General features: G+C 55.5%; 18 protein-coding genes and 2 pseudogenes. 12 read left to right on the top strand and 8 right to left on the bottom strand.

What is annotated here, in order from left to right:
• Positions 1-37: 37 nt before the first annotated feature.
• Both IVB50_RS30830 and IVB50_RS30825 read right to left on the bottom strand, forming a co-directional pair.
• Positions 38-1,039 (bottom strand): GH25 family lysozyme, encoded by a 1,002-nt coding sequence (locus tag IVB50_RS30830; RefSeq protein ID WP_247299118.1) that lies wholly within the window; start codon positions 1,037-1,039, stop codon positions 38-40.
• Between the two features lie 39 nt (positions 1,040-1,078).
• Positions 1,079-3,385, bottom strand: coding sequence for a caspase family protein (locus IVB50_RS30825; RefSeq protein WP_247299116.1), 2,307 nt, complete (start codon positions 3,383-3,385; stop codon positions 1,079-1,081).
• On the opposite strand from IVB50_RS30825, the gene IVB50_RS30820 reads away from it, so the two are divergent.
• The 4 genes from IVB50_RS30820 (at position 3,384) to IVB50_RS30805 (ending at position 6,659) form a co-directional block, all read left to right on the top strand.
• On the top strand, positions 3,384-4,466 hold the full coding sequence (locus tag IVB50_RS30820; protein ID WP_247299114.1) for a M12 family metallopeptidase: 1,083 nt from the start codon (positions 3,384-3,386) through the stop codon (positions 4,464-4,466). The genes IVB50_RS30825 and IVB50_RS30820 overlap by 2 nt on opposite strands.
• A 228-nt stretch (positions 4,467-4,694) precedes the next feature.
• Positions 4,695-5,804 (top strand): hypothetical protein, encoded by a 1,110-nt coding sequence (locus IVB50_RS30815; RefSeq protein WP_247299112.1) that lies wholly within the window; start codon positions 4,695-4,697, stop codon positions 5,802-5,804.
• Positions 5,805-5,842: 38 nt separating this feature from the next.
• Positions 5,843-6,307: a hypothetical protein gene (locus tag IVB50_RS30810; RefSeq protein WP_247299110.1), complete on the top strand. Its 465-nt coding sequence runs from the start codon at positions 5,843-5,845 to the stop codon at positions 6,305-6,307.
• A gap of 103 nt (positions 6,308-6,410) precedes the next feature.
• Positions 6,411-6,659: a hypothetical protein gene (locus IVB50_RS30805; RefSeq protein ID WP_247299108.1), complete on the top strand. Its 249-nt coding sequence runs from the start codon at positions 6,411-6,413 to the stop codon at positions 6,657-6,659.
• A 923-nt stretch (positions 6,660-7,582) separates the two neighbouring features.
• Here IVB50_RS30805 and IVB50_RS30800 read toward each other — a convergent pair.
• From IVB50_RS30800 to IVB50_RS30785, 4 genes and pseudogenes are all read right to left on the bottom strand, one after another.
• A pseudogene (locus tag IVB50_RS30800) lies at positions 7,583-7,681 on the bottom strand (transposase); the annotation flags it as partial.
• The gene (gene tnpB, locus IVB50_RS30795) at positions 7,675-7,878 is read right to left on the bottom strand and encodes an IS66 family insertion sequence element accessory protein TnpB (RefSeq protein WP_247299155.1); all 204 of its coding nucleotides are present in this window, start codon (positions 7,876-7,878) and stop codon (positions 7,675-7,677) included. The pseudogene IVB50_RS30800 and the gene tnpB, both read right to left, overlap by 7 nt.
• A gap of 26 nt (positions 7,879-7,904) precedes the next feature.
• Positions 7,905-8,357, bottom strand: coding sequence for a transposase (locus tag IVB50_RS30790; protein WP_247299106.1), 453 nt, complete (start codon positions 8,355-8,357; stop codon positions 7,905-7,907).
• A gap of 148 nt (positions 8,358-8,505) precedes the next feature.
• Positions 8,506-9,087: a recombinase family protein gene (locus IVB50_RS30785; RefSeq protein WP_247299103.1), complete on the bottom strand. Its 582-nt coding sequence runs from the start codon at positions 9,085-9,087 to the stop codon at positions 8,506-8,508.
• Between the two features lie 978 nt (positions 9,088-10,065).
• Between IVB50_RS30785 and IVB50_RS30780 the strand changes: the two genes are divergently transcribed.
• From IVB50_RS30780 to IVB50_RS30755, 6 genes are all read left to right on the top strand, one after another.
• Positions 10,066-10,401 carry a helix-turn-helix transcriptional regulator gene (locus IVB50_RS30780; protein ID WP_247299101.1) on the top strand — a complete coding sequence of 112 codons (336 nt, stop codon included), beginning with the start codon at positions 10,066-10,068 and terminating at the stop codon, positions 10,399-10,401.
• A gap of 68 nt (positions 10,402-10,469) precedes the next feature.
• The gene (locus tag IVB50_RS30775) at positions 10,470-11,102 is read left to right on the top strand and encodes an ImmA/IrrE family metallo-endopeptidase (protein ID WP_247299099.1); all 633 of its coding nucleotides are present in this window, start codon (positions 10,470-10,472) and stop codon (positions 11,100-11,102) included.
• Positions 11,103-11,221: 119 nt separating this feature from the next.
• Positions 11,222-11,506, top strand: a complete 285-nt coding sequence (locus tag IVB50_RS30770) for a hypothetical protein (protein WP_247299097.1) — start codon at positions 11,222-11,224, stop codon at positions 11,504-11,506.
• Positions 11,503-11,877 carry a hypothetical protein gene (locus IVB50_RS30765; protein ID WP_247299095.1) on the top strand — a complete coding sequence of 125 codons (375 nt, stop codon included), beginning with the start codon at positions 11,503-11,505 and terminating at the stop codon, positions 11,875-11,877. Before IVB50_RS30770 ends, IVB50_RS30765 begins: the two co-directional genes overlap by 4 nt.
• 1 nt (position 11,878) lies before the next feature.
• Entirely contained in the window at positions 11,879-12,484 is a 606-nt protein-coding gene (locus tag IVB50_RS30760) for a hypothetical protein (RefSeq protein ID WP_247299093.1), read from the top strand.
• A complete protein-coding gene (locus IVB50_RS30755; RefSeq protein WP_247299091.1) occupies positions 12,481-13,305 on the top strand; it encodes a ThiF family adenylyltransferase in 825 nt (274 codons plus the stop codon). The genes IVB50_RS30760 and IVB50_RS30755 overlap by 4 nt, the downstream gene beginning before the upstream one ends.
• 315 nt (positions 13,306-13,620) lie before the next feature.
• Here the strand turns inward: IVB50_RS30755 and IVB50_RS30750 are convergent, their stop codons facing one another.
• Both IVB50_RS30750 and IVB50_RS30745 read right to left on the bottom strand, forming a co-directional pair.
• Positions 13,621-14,007, bottom strand: coding sequence for a hypothetical protein (locus IVB50_RS30750; RefSeq protein WP_247299089.1), 387 nt, complete (start codon positions 14,005-14,007; stop codon positions 13,621-13,623).
• Between the two features lie 69 nt (positions 14,008-14,076).
• On the bottom strand, positions 14,077-14,706 hold the full coding sequence (locus IVB50_RS30745; RefSeq protein WP_247299087.1) for a hypothetical protein: 630 nt from the start codon (positions 14,704-14,706) through the stop codon (positions 14,077-14,079).
• A 17-nt stretch (positions 14,707-14,723) separates the two neighbouring features.
• Here IVB50_RS30745 and IVB50_RS30740 point away from each other — a divergent pair, with 17 nt between their 5' ends.
• On the top strand, positions 14,724-15,362 hold the full coding sequence (locus IVB50_RS30740; protein WP_247299085.1) for an SOS response-associated peptidase family protein: 639 nt from the start codon (positions 14,724-14,726) through the stop codon (positions 15,360-15,362).
• A gap of 170 nt (positions 15,363-15,532) precedes the next feature.
• Positions 15,533-15,806, top strand: a pseudogene (locus IVB50_RS30735) (hypothetical protein).
• Positions 15,807-15,822: the final 16 nt, after the last annotated feature.

The following is a 15,822-nucleotide window of genomic DNA, read 5'->3' as shown; positions in this document are numbered from 1 at the left end:
GAATGGGAGTTCAACACGCATCGGCGAGTTTAGCTGATCAATCATTACGTTTTGCAGTTTCCTTGAGCTGAAAGTCTGTGGCGAATTCCGTCTCGCTGCCTTTGTAAATGTTTGCATCCAGAGAGGAGGGATATACGCTGGGTAGTTTTGAACCATCCGTGAATTGCCAAAGATGATACTTACTATTGCCTGGCACTCCGGGTTCTTCGATCGCTCTAGCGGAGCGAGAATAATCAGCGATCCAGATTTTATATCCATTCAGCTTGGCGAATTTTTCGTCCGAACCAATTCTTTCTCTCCACCAGCTCCTTGCGGTATAAATTATAGGTTTCTTCTGACTAGCCGACTCGACCGCTTGGACCCAATCAAGCACATTTCGAAGAATGTCATCGGGCTGGGAATCAGACCAACGGTCGCGTCCGGACTTGTCGGTGATGTCCCACTCCAAGTCGACGACAGGTGGCAGGTCAGTTGGCCGGAATCCGCCGTTCGCTTTCATAAACCTAACGAAGCTGTCTGCTTGGGCCGCTCCGGGTGAACTGGATGAAAGGAAATGGTACGCACCTCTGAAGACGTGCTTACTTTCCGGCAAATCAGCCAACTCCTTCCAATATCCCGCGAACTTGCCGTCTTTGAAACCTACTCCTTGTGTAGCTTTAGCGTATACAAATCGAACGCCTTGCTGCCTGAGCAAGCCGATCTTCAGTCCATCCTTTGTATGATGGCTTATATCGATACCAAAAATAGAATTGGTCCGCGGCTTACCGAGAACATCGTCGAAACCCACATCCTTTGGAAAGGTAAACGGCCCCTTCAATCCGAGTGTCTTCGAGCTTCCGTCGGACAGCTTTGCATCTTCCTCCCGTCGAGCTTCGATTATTCGTTTGAATAAGTCCGCCCTGGAAGGCTCTCCCTTAAGGACTTTCCAGCTTGCCAGTGATTCCTGGCCATTCGATTCACCGGCAAGAACCTGGCAGTGGGGCGCCAAGAAAAACACCGCAAATGTAATAAGTGTGGCCGTTTCCCGCACGATCGACATCGCTCTGCTCCAATCTGACTTTAAAATGCCTAGAAGAGACTAGAACTTGAACAGCTTTCTCACCACACTGTTCGGCCCTCCCAACGGATTTGCTAAATTCTTTTGAATTTGAATCGTCGTGAATTTATCGATCTCCCTTCCTACATCTTTGGCCGCCTTTTCGTTCACCTTGCTGATATCGTTTGCTGCCTTTTCCAGTGCTTTGCCCGTGTCGTGTACGGCCTTGTCAACCGAATGCCCGGTATCTCTTGCGGCCTTTTCGATTAACTGCCCAGTCTCTGGCGACGCATTTGACACGTAGCAGTTGCTTTCACCCGCACTCCCGACGTCGAGGCAATATTTCAATTGCAGGACCTTCTGCACTTGGTTGGCGCTCGGGACCTCGTTGCCCGAACCACAGCATGTCGGGTCGCTGGTCGGGACCGGCTGCTTGGTCTCTCCTAGAGAGACAGCTTCAAGCGCAACATTAGAGCCAGATTTAACAAGGCGGGCTCGTGTCTGTGAATCTAAGGGAAATCCAAGTAGAACCAATCGCACGGTATTCTGCTTCAGAGGCTCAGAAGCGTCGCTACGGGGGCGCACTGAAATGTACACTCGGCTTTGCTTCGACGCATCTGCCTGGGTCGCTAACTGGGAAAGGTATTTGGCCGTAAGAGATGCTCGCGTTAGACCAACGATGCTTGTTGGATCGGAATACTCTACATAGCCATCCACTATGGCGACGCCACCCAGTAAAGAAAATGTGGCGACGAGATCTTGCTTGGTTGCTTCAGGAAGTTCGTATTGCTGATCATCAAACGGAATTGACTTTTCGAAGGTCAGTAATGCCGGTTCGACCAAATCACCGGACACATAGCCAGAGCCTTTTGGGTGCTTAACCTGCAGCCAGGTCTTGCCTGGACTTGTGCCGATCACTTGAAGGAGTTCTCCGCCCGCGATCGATGTAGAGACGGCTGATTGAACGCCAGGGGCTTTTCTTAGGAAAAGGTCGGTTTTAGCGACTACAGCTTGATCGAGGGTAACGGTTGAGGGAGGCAGCGACTTGGTATCCTGCGAAGATCCCTGCTGCTCAAGCGCGGATCGCACCTCTCCAAAATTCGGCTTTTCGTCCAGCGGCACTGCAGGCCGAGCCGCGTCCGCTTGTGCGAATGCCTCCAACAACTTGGCGCCCTTATCAGCCCACTCCGAACCGTGTCGAAGAAGCCCTCGAATGTCCGGCTGCTCGATAGTCTGGGGAGGGGGGGCACTCGGGCTTGGAGGGTTGAGGCTTGGGAAATTCCATTTTTGTCCGGCCTTTGTCGGAGGAGCTGCCAACCCGCCACCTAAAGGTGGGAGTCTTTGACAAGGCGGAAGCGAGCCAAGCCCTTCAATGATCCGCTGCGAAAAATAGGAGAACTCCGAGAATGTCTTTAGCATCTGCCGCAGGGAATACGAGTATGCACATAGCGCAGCCTTAGGATCGGAACTAGACAAAGCTAGAGCTTCGTAATTCTGCTTCTCTAGACTGAAGGTCTCTTCGAACGGCAACAAATGAAAGGCTGCCCCCCAGTTTGGATCGTACGCAGGCTTTTGCCATTTTCTTGATGGTTCTGCCTCAAGATCTTGGCTGGCGGCATAGTAGATTGCATCCAGTGTTACTGGTGGAGAGGGCGGCGGCTTGGCCGCGTTTACCGCTTCATTCAACGCAGTTACTAGCGCGGTGGTGAAACGCCCACCTACGCCACTCTCGCCGTAAGAGGGGTCACCGTCTAAGGTGGAAAAGAAGAAAACGGATCGATTTTTGCCCGGGGTTGAAGCTACTGGCCTTATTCGCCCCTTGTTTGGATCTGCGGTCCCGGGACTTCCTACCCTTTGACCGGAGATCGTTGGAATATTTATTGGTTTGGCGGTGCGGCAAGAGTCAGTAATGATGATTTGCAGAGCTGGATCAAAGTCGAGCTCTAATTTTTGCACCACATCGTGCAGTAATGAGATCGAATTGGTTTCAAAGGAATACAGATCATCTGCAAAAAAATTCGAAGGGATTAGGTAACTCCCTCCGTCTGCCGAAAACCCATGCCCTGCAAAGTAAAACAACAAAACAGGGGAGCGGCCAGTATCTTGCTTCGCCTGCTTGGCCCTATCTTTAAAGTCTTTGATCTCTGCCTGAATCGTTTGCTTATCGAGAAGGGGTCGTTCATCCGTTCGAACCAGCAATTTCACGTCGCTGAAGCCCAGATCAGGTAGCACCTTCGCTAAGTTGACTGCGTCTGTGGTAGCATCAGGCAAGGAGGGGAGGGCGATCTCACCGCCCACGTCACCATAATTCTCGACGCCGATAACGAGCGCAAGTCTGGGCGGCAACATGGCGTCGCGCTCGCCAGGGTATGGAAGCTTCGTCGCTAACGCAGGAAATGCGCAAAGAAGGCAGAGTCCCGCAAATAAAAACCTGACGGCCATAAAAATCCCCTTGGCTCGAGGCGGGAAGAATTATACGCTTGCAACCAATAATTACAACGGGCGGACCGAAATGATTAGAGGGTTCGTTTTAGCACTTGTCTTTGTTCTCATTGCCTCTCCTGGAACCGGGCACGATCTCCGCGGTCTCTCTGACCGTTCGATCACGTTGGCCAACGAACTTAATGTTTCGGCCCTCACAAAACTGGCTAATCAGCAGCCCGATCCCGGTGTCCGCTACGTGCTTTCGCGCTTATTGCTTTGGGCGCCTGGACAGCGGCTTCGAGCATGTTTTTACGAAGGGACATCAGAGGAGAAATTATTGGTCACAGCGGCGGTCAAGAAACTGCTCGATGGAAAGGGTGTCAATATTGAAATTGAATTCGGGACGGCGCCTGATTTTCAGTCCTGTAGCGGATCCGAAGAGTTGCGCGTTAGCTTTGCAAACGGATGTTGCTCTGCATTCATAGGCCGAACGTCACTTGCTGCAGAATTAAAAAATCGGCCTTCGATCAAGCTACAAGGCATAACGAAATACTCACCAGAGATCGCAGTGCAAACTGTAATGCACGAATTCATGCACGGGCTCGGGTTGAATCACGAACATCAATCTCCCAGCGCGCCGTGCAAATTCAAAAAGGAAGAAATACTGGCTGCCTATGGCTGGAAAGATAAAGACTATAACACCAATATGAAGCAGCTGGAGCAGAGCAGCAGAAGCTACCTTTGGTCGTCTTACGATCCCTCTTCAATTATGAAATATTACTTCGACTCGAGTTACTTGGTCGACGGCGACGAGAGCAAATGCTTCTCCAAAGACAACCTGCTTCCGTCCAAGCGAGATTACGAGGGGCTACGTTTGGCTTATCCAGCCAATCGCCCGCCGATCTCAGCTGAGCAAACTCGATCTGCTTTCGATGCGATTGCTGCTTCAGGCGCTTCGGAGCGTGCCAAAGCTCTTGCGCGAGAGCTTCGAAAAATGACACCTTAATTGAGTTGATACTTGGGGGAGATGGCCGTGTTTGTTCGAGCGAGTAGACTGACTTCCCGCCCATTACTCAGTCTTTTAGTTTTGGTCGTAAGTTGTAGCCCATCATCGAGTGCTGATGACGCTAAAGAGCTACAATTACCGCCTGCATATAAGTCGCTCGTAGCCGGAGCTGACGCGATTGCCAGTTCTGGCAAGGAGTTAATTCCAACCGAACGGACGAGGATCAGGTTGGCTATGGTTCGATCCGCGTTGACCTTGCACTTACTCCAGGCAGACTTCCATGGCGCCATGTCGCTGCAAGGTCCGCCAAAAATCATGCCCGACACAAAAGACTATCCCGATATCAAGTATCCTGACCTAAGCAGCTCCGGCTTGCTCTGCATGCCACGTGAAAAGCACCTAGAGCTCGCAGCACAGTATGGTTACTTGTCCTCCGTCGTGTCTCGGATTAAGGATCTTGCAAAGCCAACCCCGCCATCTGATTTGATTTCGGCCTTGACACTTCTGTCGCGGAAGTACGTTGCCGAACCCGGAGCAACTATATCTGATGCAGATCTAGAGAAATTGAAGGCCGAGGGCAGAAGCAGGTGCAAGCAAGATCTGAAGGGCTATGACAGCGATTATTATGGTTTCGAGATCCGAGATTACTGGAAGAAGGGTAAGGAAGAACCCGAGGCGGCCGGCGCTTTGCCGTCGTTAAGCTTTCTCGGGCCGGTGGGTATTTTGATCGACACTTTGGTTGGGGTTATTACGCCAGTCATCGAAGAGATCGCTGGTCTTGTTGATCAAGCAAAGCGCGAACAGGCAATACGAACCTTTCTAACTGACCAAAAGAATCAAGACGCCATTAAGAAGGCGGGACATGCGCTTGCTTTATCGGTTTCCTCGCGAGCGCTATCTGAACGACGAAAACTGGCCGGGGCCTTCGTAGATGGACTCACAAATCTACGGTCCACAACTGTCGATTTGAGTAAACTCCATTGCTCGAATGACAGTGACCATCTTTCCCGCGTTGACGACGCGCCCAATCCAAAGTTCGTCGCTTGCTGGCGCTCCGTCTGGAACGAACTAGAACCAGCCGTGAGCTCCCTTCTGAAGACCGCAACCGACTACGATCAGCTGGCGGATGCCGGAGACACTAGGGCCAGCCTAAAACTGTTCGACCAAATCACCCAAGACCTGAGTGCAATTAGAGAAAACGCGATTACACATCCGAATCTATTTTGGGGTGATGTCATGAGCTTAATCAATCTAGCGAAAGCAGTCGAAACGGCTCTGTCAAAGGAAAGTCGAGATAAAATTCATGCTGCTGTCGACGGGCTTACAAAGTCGCCGTAGTGCAGTGACCATCGAGAGCGAAGCTGGGGAGGGATGCTATGCATCGGCGCAAATTGATGCTCACTGTATCTGGAGCGTTCGCGTTTATCTGCGCAGAAACGCGTCGCGGTTTTGCTTGGACTCTTCTCACCACAGAGGAAGTCTCGGAAGAAACCAAGGCCCAGCCTCCGAAAGAGGAGCCGGCACTTGCCGCGCCTGTTGGCGCGCCAGTAATCGAAGTTTTAGAGCCGGATTCAAGTCGTCCGATCAAAGCGCCCGTCAATATCCGCATTCGTTTCCGCGCCCAGCAGGGTGCGACGATCGATCCCGCGACTTTTCGGGCAAAATACGGATGGCTGGGCCTTGACATAACGGGCCGGCTGATAGGCCACGCTAAGATCGACGCAGCCGGTGTGTCGGCTGACAATGCTGAGATTCCCGCGGGCCACTATATGGTTACTCTCCAAATTGCAGACAGCTTAGGACGCGTCGGAACGCGGGCGCTAGAGTTCACTATCGCATAGAACTCAGCTTTTCGCCCCGGGGTCTCCATGGAAGCGCTAAAGACTGACTGCCCGAACTATGTGAATGGCGAACGAATGCCTAGATGTTTCAGAGGAGGCTTCCATGGCTGAATTGCGTGATGACCGCCGACAATTCGATATCCCGACGAGCCTCATGGAGCGACTTTCGGGTCAGAAAATAGCAGCAAAGGGCAACCTTGTGCTGCATGTGACGCCGGAGCCGGACCTGCGAAGACGGATGAAGCGCGTCATGTTGTTCTGCATCGGCAAGTCATCGAGGAAAGCTTCTTGGCTTTCTTTGGATAGTCGAAGGGCGGCTATCTGTTCATTGACCCCAAGGCCGGTGAGCTAGGGGTGCGCAACGCCGTGAAGACGGCCCGCAATAAGATCAACGCATTCGTGCGCGAGGTGGTGAAGGACAAGAACGTTGATCCTAGCCATGGCTGGCGGCATCGTTTCAAGACTGTTGGCATCGATCAGGCCGTCGAGATGCGCGTGCTGGACGCCCTCCAGGGGCATGCGCCGCGTAACGTCTCAGGGGGGTTATGGAGACGTGACCATAGGCGAAAGCCAACGCCACTGCGAAGTTTACGTTCATTGATCTCGGATAAAGCTTCGTTCATGACAGGCGCCCGCAGAACTATCCGGCTCTTCTTTTCTTGGCAAAGTGATTTGAACCCGGAAGTTACAACGCGCGCAATTCGATCAGCACTGCGTGCCGCTATGACGGACGTCGAAAAGGATCATCCTGTAGACATTGTGCTAGATGAGGCCACGAGAAACGTTTCCGGCTCGCCTTACATTCCGTATGCGATCGCTGATAAGATTAGTAAAGCCGATCTCTTCGTAGGCGACATAACCACGGTAATCCGGCGCGAGGGCCAGAGCGGCAAGAGTTTTCCAAATCCGAACGTTACGTTTGAGCTTGGAATCGCCGCTGCTGAACTTGGTTGGAGCAGAATCATCATGCTGTTCAATTCAGCACTCGCAGCGCTGGACGATCTTCCATTTGATTTTGATCGCCATCGCATTTCGAAGTTTGAGTTTCCTGCCGATGACAACCAACATAAGCGCCACGCTGACAATCTTCGGAAGCTCGCTCATGCTGCTATCGCCCAGATAGTCGCAGACGATCCAAAGCGCCCACGAGAATTACAGGAAATTCCCCCTGAAAAAATCAAGAGGTCGAGAGACATCGACAATCTCCGATTGTTCCTGGACCGGGTGAATACGGATTATCTTGAAGAGCACATCCTGGATTTGCCGAACTATCTCATAGGCCCAGAGCTGGCCGGTCTTGGTGCGGCCGCGTCCGGGATCGAGCACTGGGGCGGTGGTCTCGTCGGCAAACAGTTTTGTCGACTGCTTCAGCAGAACGAACCGGTCTCAAGCCGCTTGGCGAACAGGCACACACCCGTGCCGTCCCAATAGATCAGCTTCACCCGGTCGGCGCGCTTGGCACGGAACACATACACGGCGCCGGAGAACGGATCGGCCTGGATGCTCTCACGCACCAGGGCCGCGAGCCCTTCGGCACCCTTGCGGAAGTCGACCGGCCTGGTCGCCACCATCACCCGCACCGCGCCCGTCGGACCGATCACGTGCAAGTCTTCAGCGCATGGATCACCGCCGCGACCGTCGCGGCATCCGCGCCGCGGCCGACCCGGACCGCGACGCCGTTGATCTCGAGCTCGATGATGCCGCTGTTCTCCGCTCCCTCGGGCGTCTTCCGAAGGCGTCGGCGCTGCCGCGGTGAGCGCTCCGGCGGCGTGCACGATGGCGTAACGACAGCGGGCACGAACGTCTGCGGCTCGGGTCCCACAGGGATCGCAACCGGCTGTCGCATTTGCCGGCGCCACGTAAACAGCTGTTGCGGCGACAATCCGTGCCGCCGCGCGACCTCCGATACCACGGCTCCCGGGGCCAGCGTCTCCTCGACGAACCGCGCCTTGTCGTCGGCCGAGAACTGCCGGCGTCGGCCGCTCTCCGTGATGACCTCGACCCGACGAACCGAGGCCCTAGGCTCAAGCATATGGTCAAGCTTAGACACAAGCCGATCTCCAATCCGAGATCGATCATTCCTCGCTCGACGCCTTCAATGGAAGGTGGGACCGAAACAGCGCTTACCTTTGGCTTCATCATCGAGCGGCTACAATAAGAAGACTTGGGGGACTCTCGCCGCAACTGGGAGATGGGCCTTAGCTCATCCGTGCGAGGCGTGCTTCGATCAACGTGACTTGTGGTGCAGACCACTTGGACCCACCCCTCGCCGTAGGGATTCCCTGTGCAGTCAGTTCCCGCGCGATATCGGTGGGGGTGTTGATGCCCTTCGCCCGGAGTGTCTTGAGCAGGGGTGCTATGTCGGCTGCTCGCTTGTCAGCAAGCCTGGATTGCTCGTGTCGCCCCCGTGCCTGTACATCGCCAGAGAGGGTGCCTCCTCGGTGTCCTCCAAGCCGTTGCGCCCGTGCGTTCGCAGCAGCAAGCGCGGCCTTCGTGCGTGCCGAGATCATCCCCGTCTCCAGTTCCGCCACTGCCGCCATCTGTTGCAGCATGAAGCGCCCCGTTGGTCCCTCAATGGAGGGAAGGTCAGCGAAGCGCACGTCCACCCCGGCCTCTAGCAGTCGCTCCAGAAACACTAGCGTTGTCCAATCACCTCCAATCGCTGCCTCGCCTGATCCCTCGATCGGTCGCCTGAAGGACTTAGGCTTCACCGCGTCGATTGAGCCGTCATGGACCGTCACCGCGCTCAATGGCTTGCGGGAGTTCAAATTGTCAATCATTTTCCGGCCGACAGTCGGTTGGATGCAATGACCACCCAAGCGTTGCAATCGCCTCAGGCAATTGCGCGCACTCGCTCATTTGTTGGCGGATGGGCGACCGATGCCGCATGTACGCAAGGTGTTCAGCTTACGATCTCCGTCCAAGAGGCCAGAACGGAAGGGGGCGTCTGCACATTCGACGCTTTCCTTCCTAGTCGATCAGGCTGGGCGGTGCGAGGCCATTGTCAGGTTGGTGCAGATAGATGGCCAGCGACAATTAGCTTCGGCGTTTCCGGGATCGCGTTGTCTTGGTCGAGCGCTAAGGGAAATGCAACATACTATCGATGTAGATAATGAGATTGAGACATGGCGGGCTGCTATCGTTGTGGAACGGCACTAGCAAAAGGGCAGGGCGTTCGCAGAAACGTCCGAACGGGGACAAGCGTGGCGGGATTATCCCCTTTGCCTCCTTCTTTCCTTCTTTTCACCGTTGCTGCGTTGCTTGGGATTAAGGTACCATCGACCAGAAGCTACTTTGGACTGCGATCACTGTGCCCGTCCTGCGCTCAGCAGTTAGACGCGCAAAGAGCTCTTCGGCGCAAGATCTTCCTGGCTCTCGTTATCGTTGCCGGTATTGTCCTCGTAGTCATGACGACGAAGAGGTGACCCTCGCACGCAGGTTCAATGTGTTCAAGAAAAGAGCCCCTTTCGGGGGGCTCTTTGAGCTTCGCACCTTGCGAGTCATCAGGCTACGTCACGTTTCCAAAGCCCTTCACGTGCCGGTACCCCTAATCGCTGCTCTAGGGAGATTCGCACTAAGCCCAACTCGGGTTCGTTCCAGTGTTTACAATATTTCGGCCCGCGGACGGGAATGCGTGGGCATACACCGGCGAGCTAAGGCCGACGAAGCTATAGCATTTGGGGCGTTCAACGGTATTTCATAATGACAATCAGCTAATTAGCTGATAAGCTTCTAGAAAATAGGAGAGGTTCTACGGTATGGGTCTGGATATGTCGTCCTTTGGACGTGCAATTTCTTCCGCGCGCAAGGAGAAGGGCATGAGCCAAAAGGAACTCGCCACTAAGATCGTGAAGGAGGACGGCGAGGCAATAACGCCGCAATACCTGAACGACATCGAGCACGATCGCAGAAGCCCGTCCTCAGACCATTTGGTGAGCGAGTTTGCAAAGGTCCTAAAGATAGACCCGCTGGCTTTATATGGAGTGATCGGAATGCTACCGGAGCAGGACAGAAAGCTAATAAGAAAATCCACTCCTGACCAAGTCAACCAGGCGTTCGTTGCGTTTCGGAGACGCTTGAAAGATAGCGCTTGAGGTACGTCCGCGACACGATGCATGGTTTTCGGGAGAGGCCTCACTACGAGCCTGCCGAACTTGATTCAATGTTCGAGAAGCTCGTGGGGGACCACCTGCGGAGCAAGCACGGCAAGGTGGAGTTTCCTATTTCGACTGACGATATCACGACCTTGATCGAGCGGGACGTTACGGATCTGGACCAATATGCTGACCTGACCATGTATGGCACCGGCGTCGAAGGCGTCACCGAGTTTGCCCGCGCCGGAAAGCCAAGGGTCTCGATCTCCAATGACGTCCATAGGTTCGAGAACCGGCTGCGCACCACCCTAACCCACGAATACGGGCACGTGATCCTGCACTCCTACCTGTTTGCGCTGGAGCAGCGCCAGCTAGCCGTGGACGGCAATCGGAAGCCCAACGCCATTTATTGCAAGCGGGACACAATGATTTCCGCGAGCAAGACTGACTGGATGGAATGGCAGGCAGGATACGTTTCCGGGGCAGCGCTGATGCCGAAAACCTACCTCCAGAAACTTGTTGCCGAGATTCAGCACGCACGCAACATATACGGCCCTTGCGAGCCTGGCAGTGCTAATGGTGAAGCGCTGATTTCGGCTGTCGTGAGTGGGTTCGCCGTCTCTCGGGAGGCGGCAACGGTACGCCTGAAGATCCTCGGCTACCTCGGTCGGGAACAGGCGATCGGCAATCTGTTCACCTGATCAATGTCTTAGCTACCCGTTGACTCTCCTGTTCGTCGGCTCTAAAATACGTCAATCAGCATATCTGCTGATTACGCGACGGACAACGCGGGACGGATCAACTGGATGGAGAATCAATCATGAGCAGCAACGAAAATGATAATTCCGGCCGCAATCCCGGCGGCGGAGGAAACCCGGGTCACGGCAGCCCCAACGTCCATATCGACGTTGATGGGCACAACAAGTCGGTCCGCGCGGGCGATTGGCTCGTCAGCGACCTCAAGGAGAAAGTTGGCGTCGACCCCGCCAAGGTGCTGGCGGAGATCACTCCGACAGGGCTCGTCGATCTCGACGACCAGGCTCACATCGACGTTAAGGAAGGCCTGCGCTTCATGAGCCATGCGCGTAAGGGCGGTTCATCATGAGCACCGGGTCGATAGATGACGGTCTCGACGAAAATCTCCGGCCCATCGCGCAACTGTGCGATGGGAAGGTGTCTTTCCAGACCGAGGGATGGCGAAAGCTGATCTTTATGGAGAAGCTTCGCTTCAGGGTCGGTTCAAGCAGTCACGTCATGGATGCAATCCTCTGCCTCAACCACGAAAACCCCACCTACCCCACGAAGCTTTATCTGGCGGAGAATGTGGGCGGCGAAGGCGTGAACTGGAACGAGCAGGCGTACTTGCTCGGTCGCAACTGGCCAACCTTTTCCTACAAAGATGTGCCGGCCGACCAGCCATATATGGATATCCTTGCCTCGCACCTCTCAGGGCTGAACAAGGGAAAGGCGGCCTAGCATGTGGCGGCTGCTATCAGAGCTATTCGGTCGTTCATCCCCATCGTCGCCTCCAGACCAAAGGCTGATTGGAAATACTGCTTTCACTACATTTCGGGCCACGAGCGCGTTCATTCAGGAGGTACGGCGCGATCTATCCCGGCCCCATGCATTCGCCCTTGAGCGGGTCGGCTTCATTACCGTGCGCGCCGCGTCAGGTGCGGATGGCCTTGTTCTGCTTGCGGAAAAGTATTATCCGGTGGCCGACGACGAGTATGTGCGCGACAATACTGTTGGCGCGATGATCGCCCAGGAAGCGCTCCGAAAGGCGCTGGAGCTGGCGCTCTTACAACGTATCGGCGTTTTCCATGCGCATATGCACTTCCCCTCGGCGCGCTTGTGGTTCAGCTCTACCGATCTGCGCGAGCAAGCCAACTTCGTACCCGACTTCTTTAAAGTTTGCCCGCAGATGCCGCATGGCGCGGTCGTTCTCAACGATAAGGCTATCGCCGGACGCATATGGACTGCCCCCACCCAGGTGAAGAATATCGATGAATTCAACATTGTTGGCACGCGCTCAACTGTGAAGCGCGCCGCGTCCGATGGCAGCACTGATTTCTTCGCATGACAAACGACCGCGATTTTAGCCGTCAGAGCTTCCTCGGTGTAAATTCCGAAGAGCTGTTCGCGAATTTGCGCGTGGCCATCATCGGGCTCGGCGGAGGTGGCTCTCACATCGCGCAGCAGCTCGCCCACCTTGGTGTGGGACACTTCCGGTTAATTGACCCTGATAAGATCGAAGCAAGTAACCTAAACCGTCTGGTTGGCGGCACCCAGGATGATGTCGATCATAAGCGTTCCAAAGTGGAGATCGCTACCCGTACGATTCTTGGCATCCGACCCTGGGCGAAAGTTATCTCTAGGAAGGCGAAGTGGCAGGAGGCGGACGACCTGATCCGTGATGCGCACGTCCTGTTCGGATGCGTCGACGGTTATCAGCAACGCGACTATTTGGAGACCGCCTCACGACGCTTTTGTCTGCCATACATCGACATCGGAATGGATGTGACCAGACTGCATGATGCCAGCTTTGCGGTGGCAGGGCAGATGATCATGACCGTACCGGGCAATCCCTGCATGCGCTGCCTTGGCTTCCTGACCCCCGACAAGTTGGCCCAGGAGGAGAATCGCTATGGCGACGTGGGCATCAACCCGCAGGTGGTCTGGACGAACGGTATGCTAGCCTCGCTTGCCGTCGGCGCATTCGCAAAACTCTTTACGCCGTGGTTTTCCGCAGAAGAAAGCTATACGTGGCTGGAGTTGGACGGTAATGCTCAAACCGTCTCGCGAAGCGAACAGCCAGACTACTTCCCGCGGGTACCAGTATGCCCACATCATGGCGGGACTAACGGGCTCGGCGAATTTGGATACGATATTCGTCGATCCTGAGGGAGGACAGCTTGCACAGCCAGTACACGTACGCGCAGCTGCACGCAAACCTGACCCGTGCTCCCGTCGGCTTTGCAGATGAAAAAGAGAAGGGGCGCGGTTTTCACGGCGCCCCCCGCATCTCTGGCAGTTTGGCTTAGTGCAGGCAGCTTGTCGCATTAGCCATGCGGTCCTCCGGTGTAAGGGTTGAGCACACGGCGTCCTAGTGCAGGCAGCTGGTCACAGAGGCCATTGGCAATTCTCCAATACACCGATAATAAACCTAGGAACATTCCAGCCGAAAACAAGGCCGAGCAAGTACATGATCCGTCATGGTTATTTGCAGCTAGTCCCCGGAAGCTGGGCGAACCGGGGTTTCCCGAGCTTGACCTTGAACGGTTGCGCCAGTTCGTGGCTGATCCTGTCGCCGTTATAGTCCTCTATCCTGATCTGGATATCGCCCGACCAGCGACGGAGGCCATCCCAGTCCAGACATTCAACGATCGCGACAATCGGAATGCCGTCCCCCTCCTTCATTCCGAACTCCTTGAGCACCGCCTCTGGCCCGACCGTCTTTGCAACATCGAACTTTGTCCATCTGTCCTTCGAGTGCATTGGCACCTGTTCCGTCCAAGCGGCGGGACCGTTATCGTTCGAAAGTCCTTCAACAGTAAACTTCACGTCGATACTGCCATCTGGTCGCGATTTGATGTTGTTCAGCACGAAACCTATTGGAAGAAAGAAAGATTCCGCGCTCTTCACCTCAAAATAGTTGCCACTCCTCTCGACCAGTTATTTGAGAGTATGCTGGGGACGCGATCCATTCACATCCGAACCGGGGATAATCATCCCCTGGTTTTCGTCAAACAACCGGACCTTGGACACCGAAGGCACGGCCTCCACCACTGCAACCGGTGCCGGAGCGAGCGCTGAACGGATGTACAACACACCGGCCGGCACGACTGCCAACAGTAGAACTGCAACTCCCGCAGCCATCATCAAAGGGTGCTGCCGCTGCGGTTGAGGCTCGTAGTCTGGCTCCCTGTAGCGTTGAAGTTTCCCGCGTGCTCTCCAGTGCCACTTGCCGGCGAGGTCGGCGTGCGCCGCCCTCAGTGTGAACTGATCCGGCCCCTTCATCTCTACCTCCGGTTCGGCTGCCTGCGAGATCTCGCTCCAAAGCGTGATCCGGGGTGTGCGCTCGAATGGTGGCAAAACCACCTTCCCGCGCAGAGTATTGCTGTCGATCACACAGGTACCTTCGACAAGGTCTTGACCATCCGAGTTATCATCGGACGTAGCCTTCTGTGACTGCCCCCCGCCCGCAACCTTCGAGACAAGCTGATCCATCTCTTTCGTAAGTTCAGAATAAACGTTTCCGAATTCTGTCGCCGGCCGCTTCCGGATGTTCCTGATGAACAGCACCAGCAGCTCATGCTGGATTGCCTGCCTATCCTGAGGCTTACCCCGCGCCGATCGTGCGGGATGCAGCCGGTGGCCGCGAGATCGTCATGGCGCGCTGGGGTATGCCGAGCTCGCAGCGGGCCCTGATGGACGCGACGAAGAAGCGCGCGGAGAAATTGCAGGCCAAGGGTAAGACCGTCGATTTCAAGGAATTGCTGCGGATCGAGCCGGACGGCGGCACGACAAACATCAGGAAGGTCAGCAGCGCTCACTGGAAGCGATGGCTCGGACCGGAGCATCGCTGCCTGGTGCCGTTCACGTCGTTTTCCGAGTACGACACGATCGACGGAAAGAAAGTGCCGGTCTGGTTCGCTCTGGACGAGACGCGACCTCTGATCGCATTTGCCGGGCTGTGGACCAATTGGACCAGTGTGCGCAAGGCGAAGGAAGGCGAGATCACCACCGACGTCTTCGGATTCCTCACCTGCGAGCCGAACGCGGAGGTCAAGCCCGTCCACCCCAAGGCGATGCCGGTGATCCTAGCGACGGCGGAGGAGTACGAGGTCTGGCTCCGCGCCCCTTGGGACGAGGCGAAGTCGCTGCAGCGGCCCCTACCGGACGGCGCACTGCGGATCGTCGCCACAGGCGAGAAGGAAGACCCGGCACTGGCCTCGTGAGCGGAGGCAATTTGGTAGCAAGCTGCTGTCACATTGGAGTTCGCGGCTGTGCACAGCACGGCGGAACAGGTGGACAAGCGGCGGCTCCAGCATTTCGAATCCCTGCCCTGTGCTAACCGCCGGGAACGACGCGGGCGGCGCAAGGATTCGTCCCGGCGGGAGCGATCTCGATGCTGATGACGAGACAGAGAAGACCGGCGATCCGAACGCTGCACGGCTGGGCAACCTCCGTGCTGCAGGAATCCGGCGCTATCCGCGAATGCGAAGAGCACGGTTGGATGCAGGATCGCGCCGACCCGCACGCCCGCTATCGGGCCTAATGATATCGCTCGTCGGGATCCGCCGGCAGACGTTTCTCCCGACGAAGCCACAGATGCGATCACAGAGCTTTTGGATTCCGTCGGCGATACCTGCCCCGAGTGTCCACCCAATGACTTGGTCTAGGCTGCGACGGCTGGAC

It is taken from the genome of Bradyrhizobium sp. 87, assembly GCF_023073015.1.
Lineage (GTDB): Bacteria > Pseudomonadota > Alphaproteobacteria > Rhizobiales > Xanthobacteraceae > Bradyrhizobium > Bradyrhizobium canariense_D.
This window is presented reverse-complemented; position numbering and strand designations above follow the sequence as displayed.

Excerpts from the sequence above, each read along its gene's own strand:
- IVB50_RS30830 (WP_247299118.1), bottom strand. The coding sequence starts at position 1,039 with ATGTCGATCGTGCGGGAAACGGCCACACTTATTACATTTGCGGTGTTT.
- IVB50_RS30820 (WP_247299114.1), top strand. The coding sequence starts at position 3,384 with ATGGCGTCGCGCTCGCCAGGGTATGGAAGCTTCGTCGCTAACGCAGGA.
- IVB50_RS30825 (WP_247299116.1), bottom strand. The coding sequence starts at position 3,385 with ATGTTGCCGCCCAGACTTGCGCTCGTTATCGGCGTCGAGAATTATGGT.
- IVB50_RS30810 (WP_247299110.1), top strand. The coding sequence starts at position 5,843 with ATGCATCGGCGCAAATTGATGCTCACTGTATCTGGAGCGTTCGCGTTT.
- IVB50_RS30805 (WP_247299108.1), top strand. The coding sequence starts at position 6,411 with ATGGCTGAATTGCGTGATGACCGCCGACAATTCGATATCCCGACGAGC.
- tnpB (WP_247299155.1), bottom strand. The coding sequence starts at position 7,878 with ATGGTGGCGACCAGGCCGGTCGACTTCCGCAAGGGTGCCGAAGGGCTC.
- IVB50_RS30785 (WP_247299103.1), bottom strand. The coding sequence starts at position 9,087 with ATGATTGACAATTTGAACTCCCGCAAGCCATTGAGCGCGGTGACGGTC.
- IVB50_RS30780 (WP_247299101.1), top strand. The coding sequence starts at position 10,066 with ATGGGTCTGGATATGTCGTCCTTTGGACGTGCAATTTCTTCCGCGCGC.
- IVB50_RS30775 (WP_247299099.1), top strand. The coding sequence starts at position 10,470 with ATGTTCGAGAAGCTCGTGGGGGACCACCTGCGGAGCAAGCACGGCAAG.
- IVB50_RS30770 (WP_247299097.1), top strand. The coding sequence starts at position 11,222 with ATGAGCAGCAACGAAAATGATAATTCCGGCCGCAATCCCGGCGGCGGA.
- IVB50_RS30765 (WP_247299095.1), top strand. The coding sequence starts at position 11,503 with ATGAGCACCGGGTCGATAGATGACGGTCTCGACGAAAATCTCCGGCCC.
- IVB50_RS30760 (WP_247299093.1), top strand. The coding sequence starts at position 11,879 with ATGTGGCGGCTGCTATCAGAGCTATTCGGTCGTTCATCCCCATCGTCG.
- IVB50_RS30755 (WP_247299091.1), top strand. The coding sequence starts at position 12,481 with ATGACAAACGACCGCGATTTTAGCCGTCAGAGCTTCCTCGGTGTAAAT.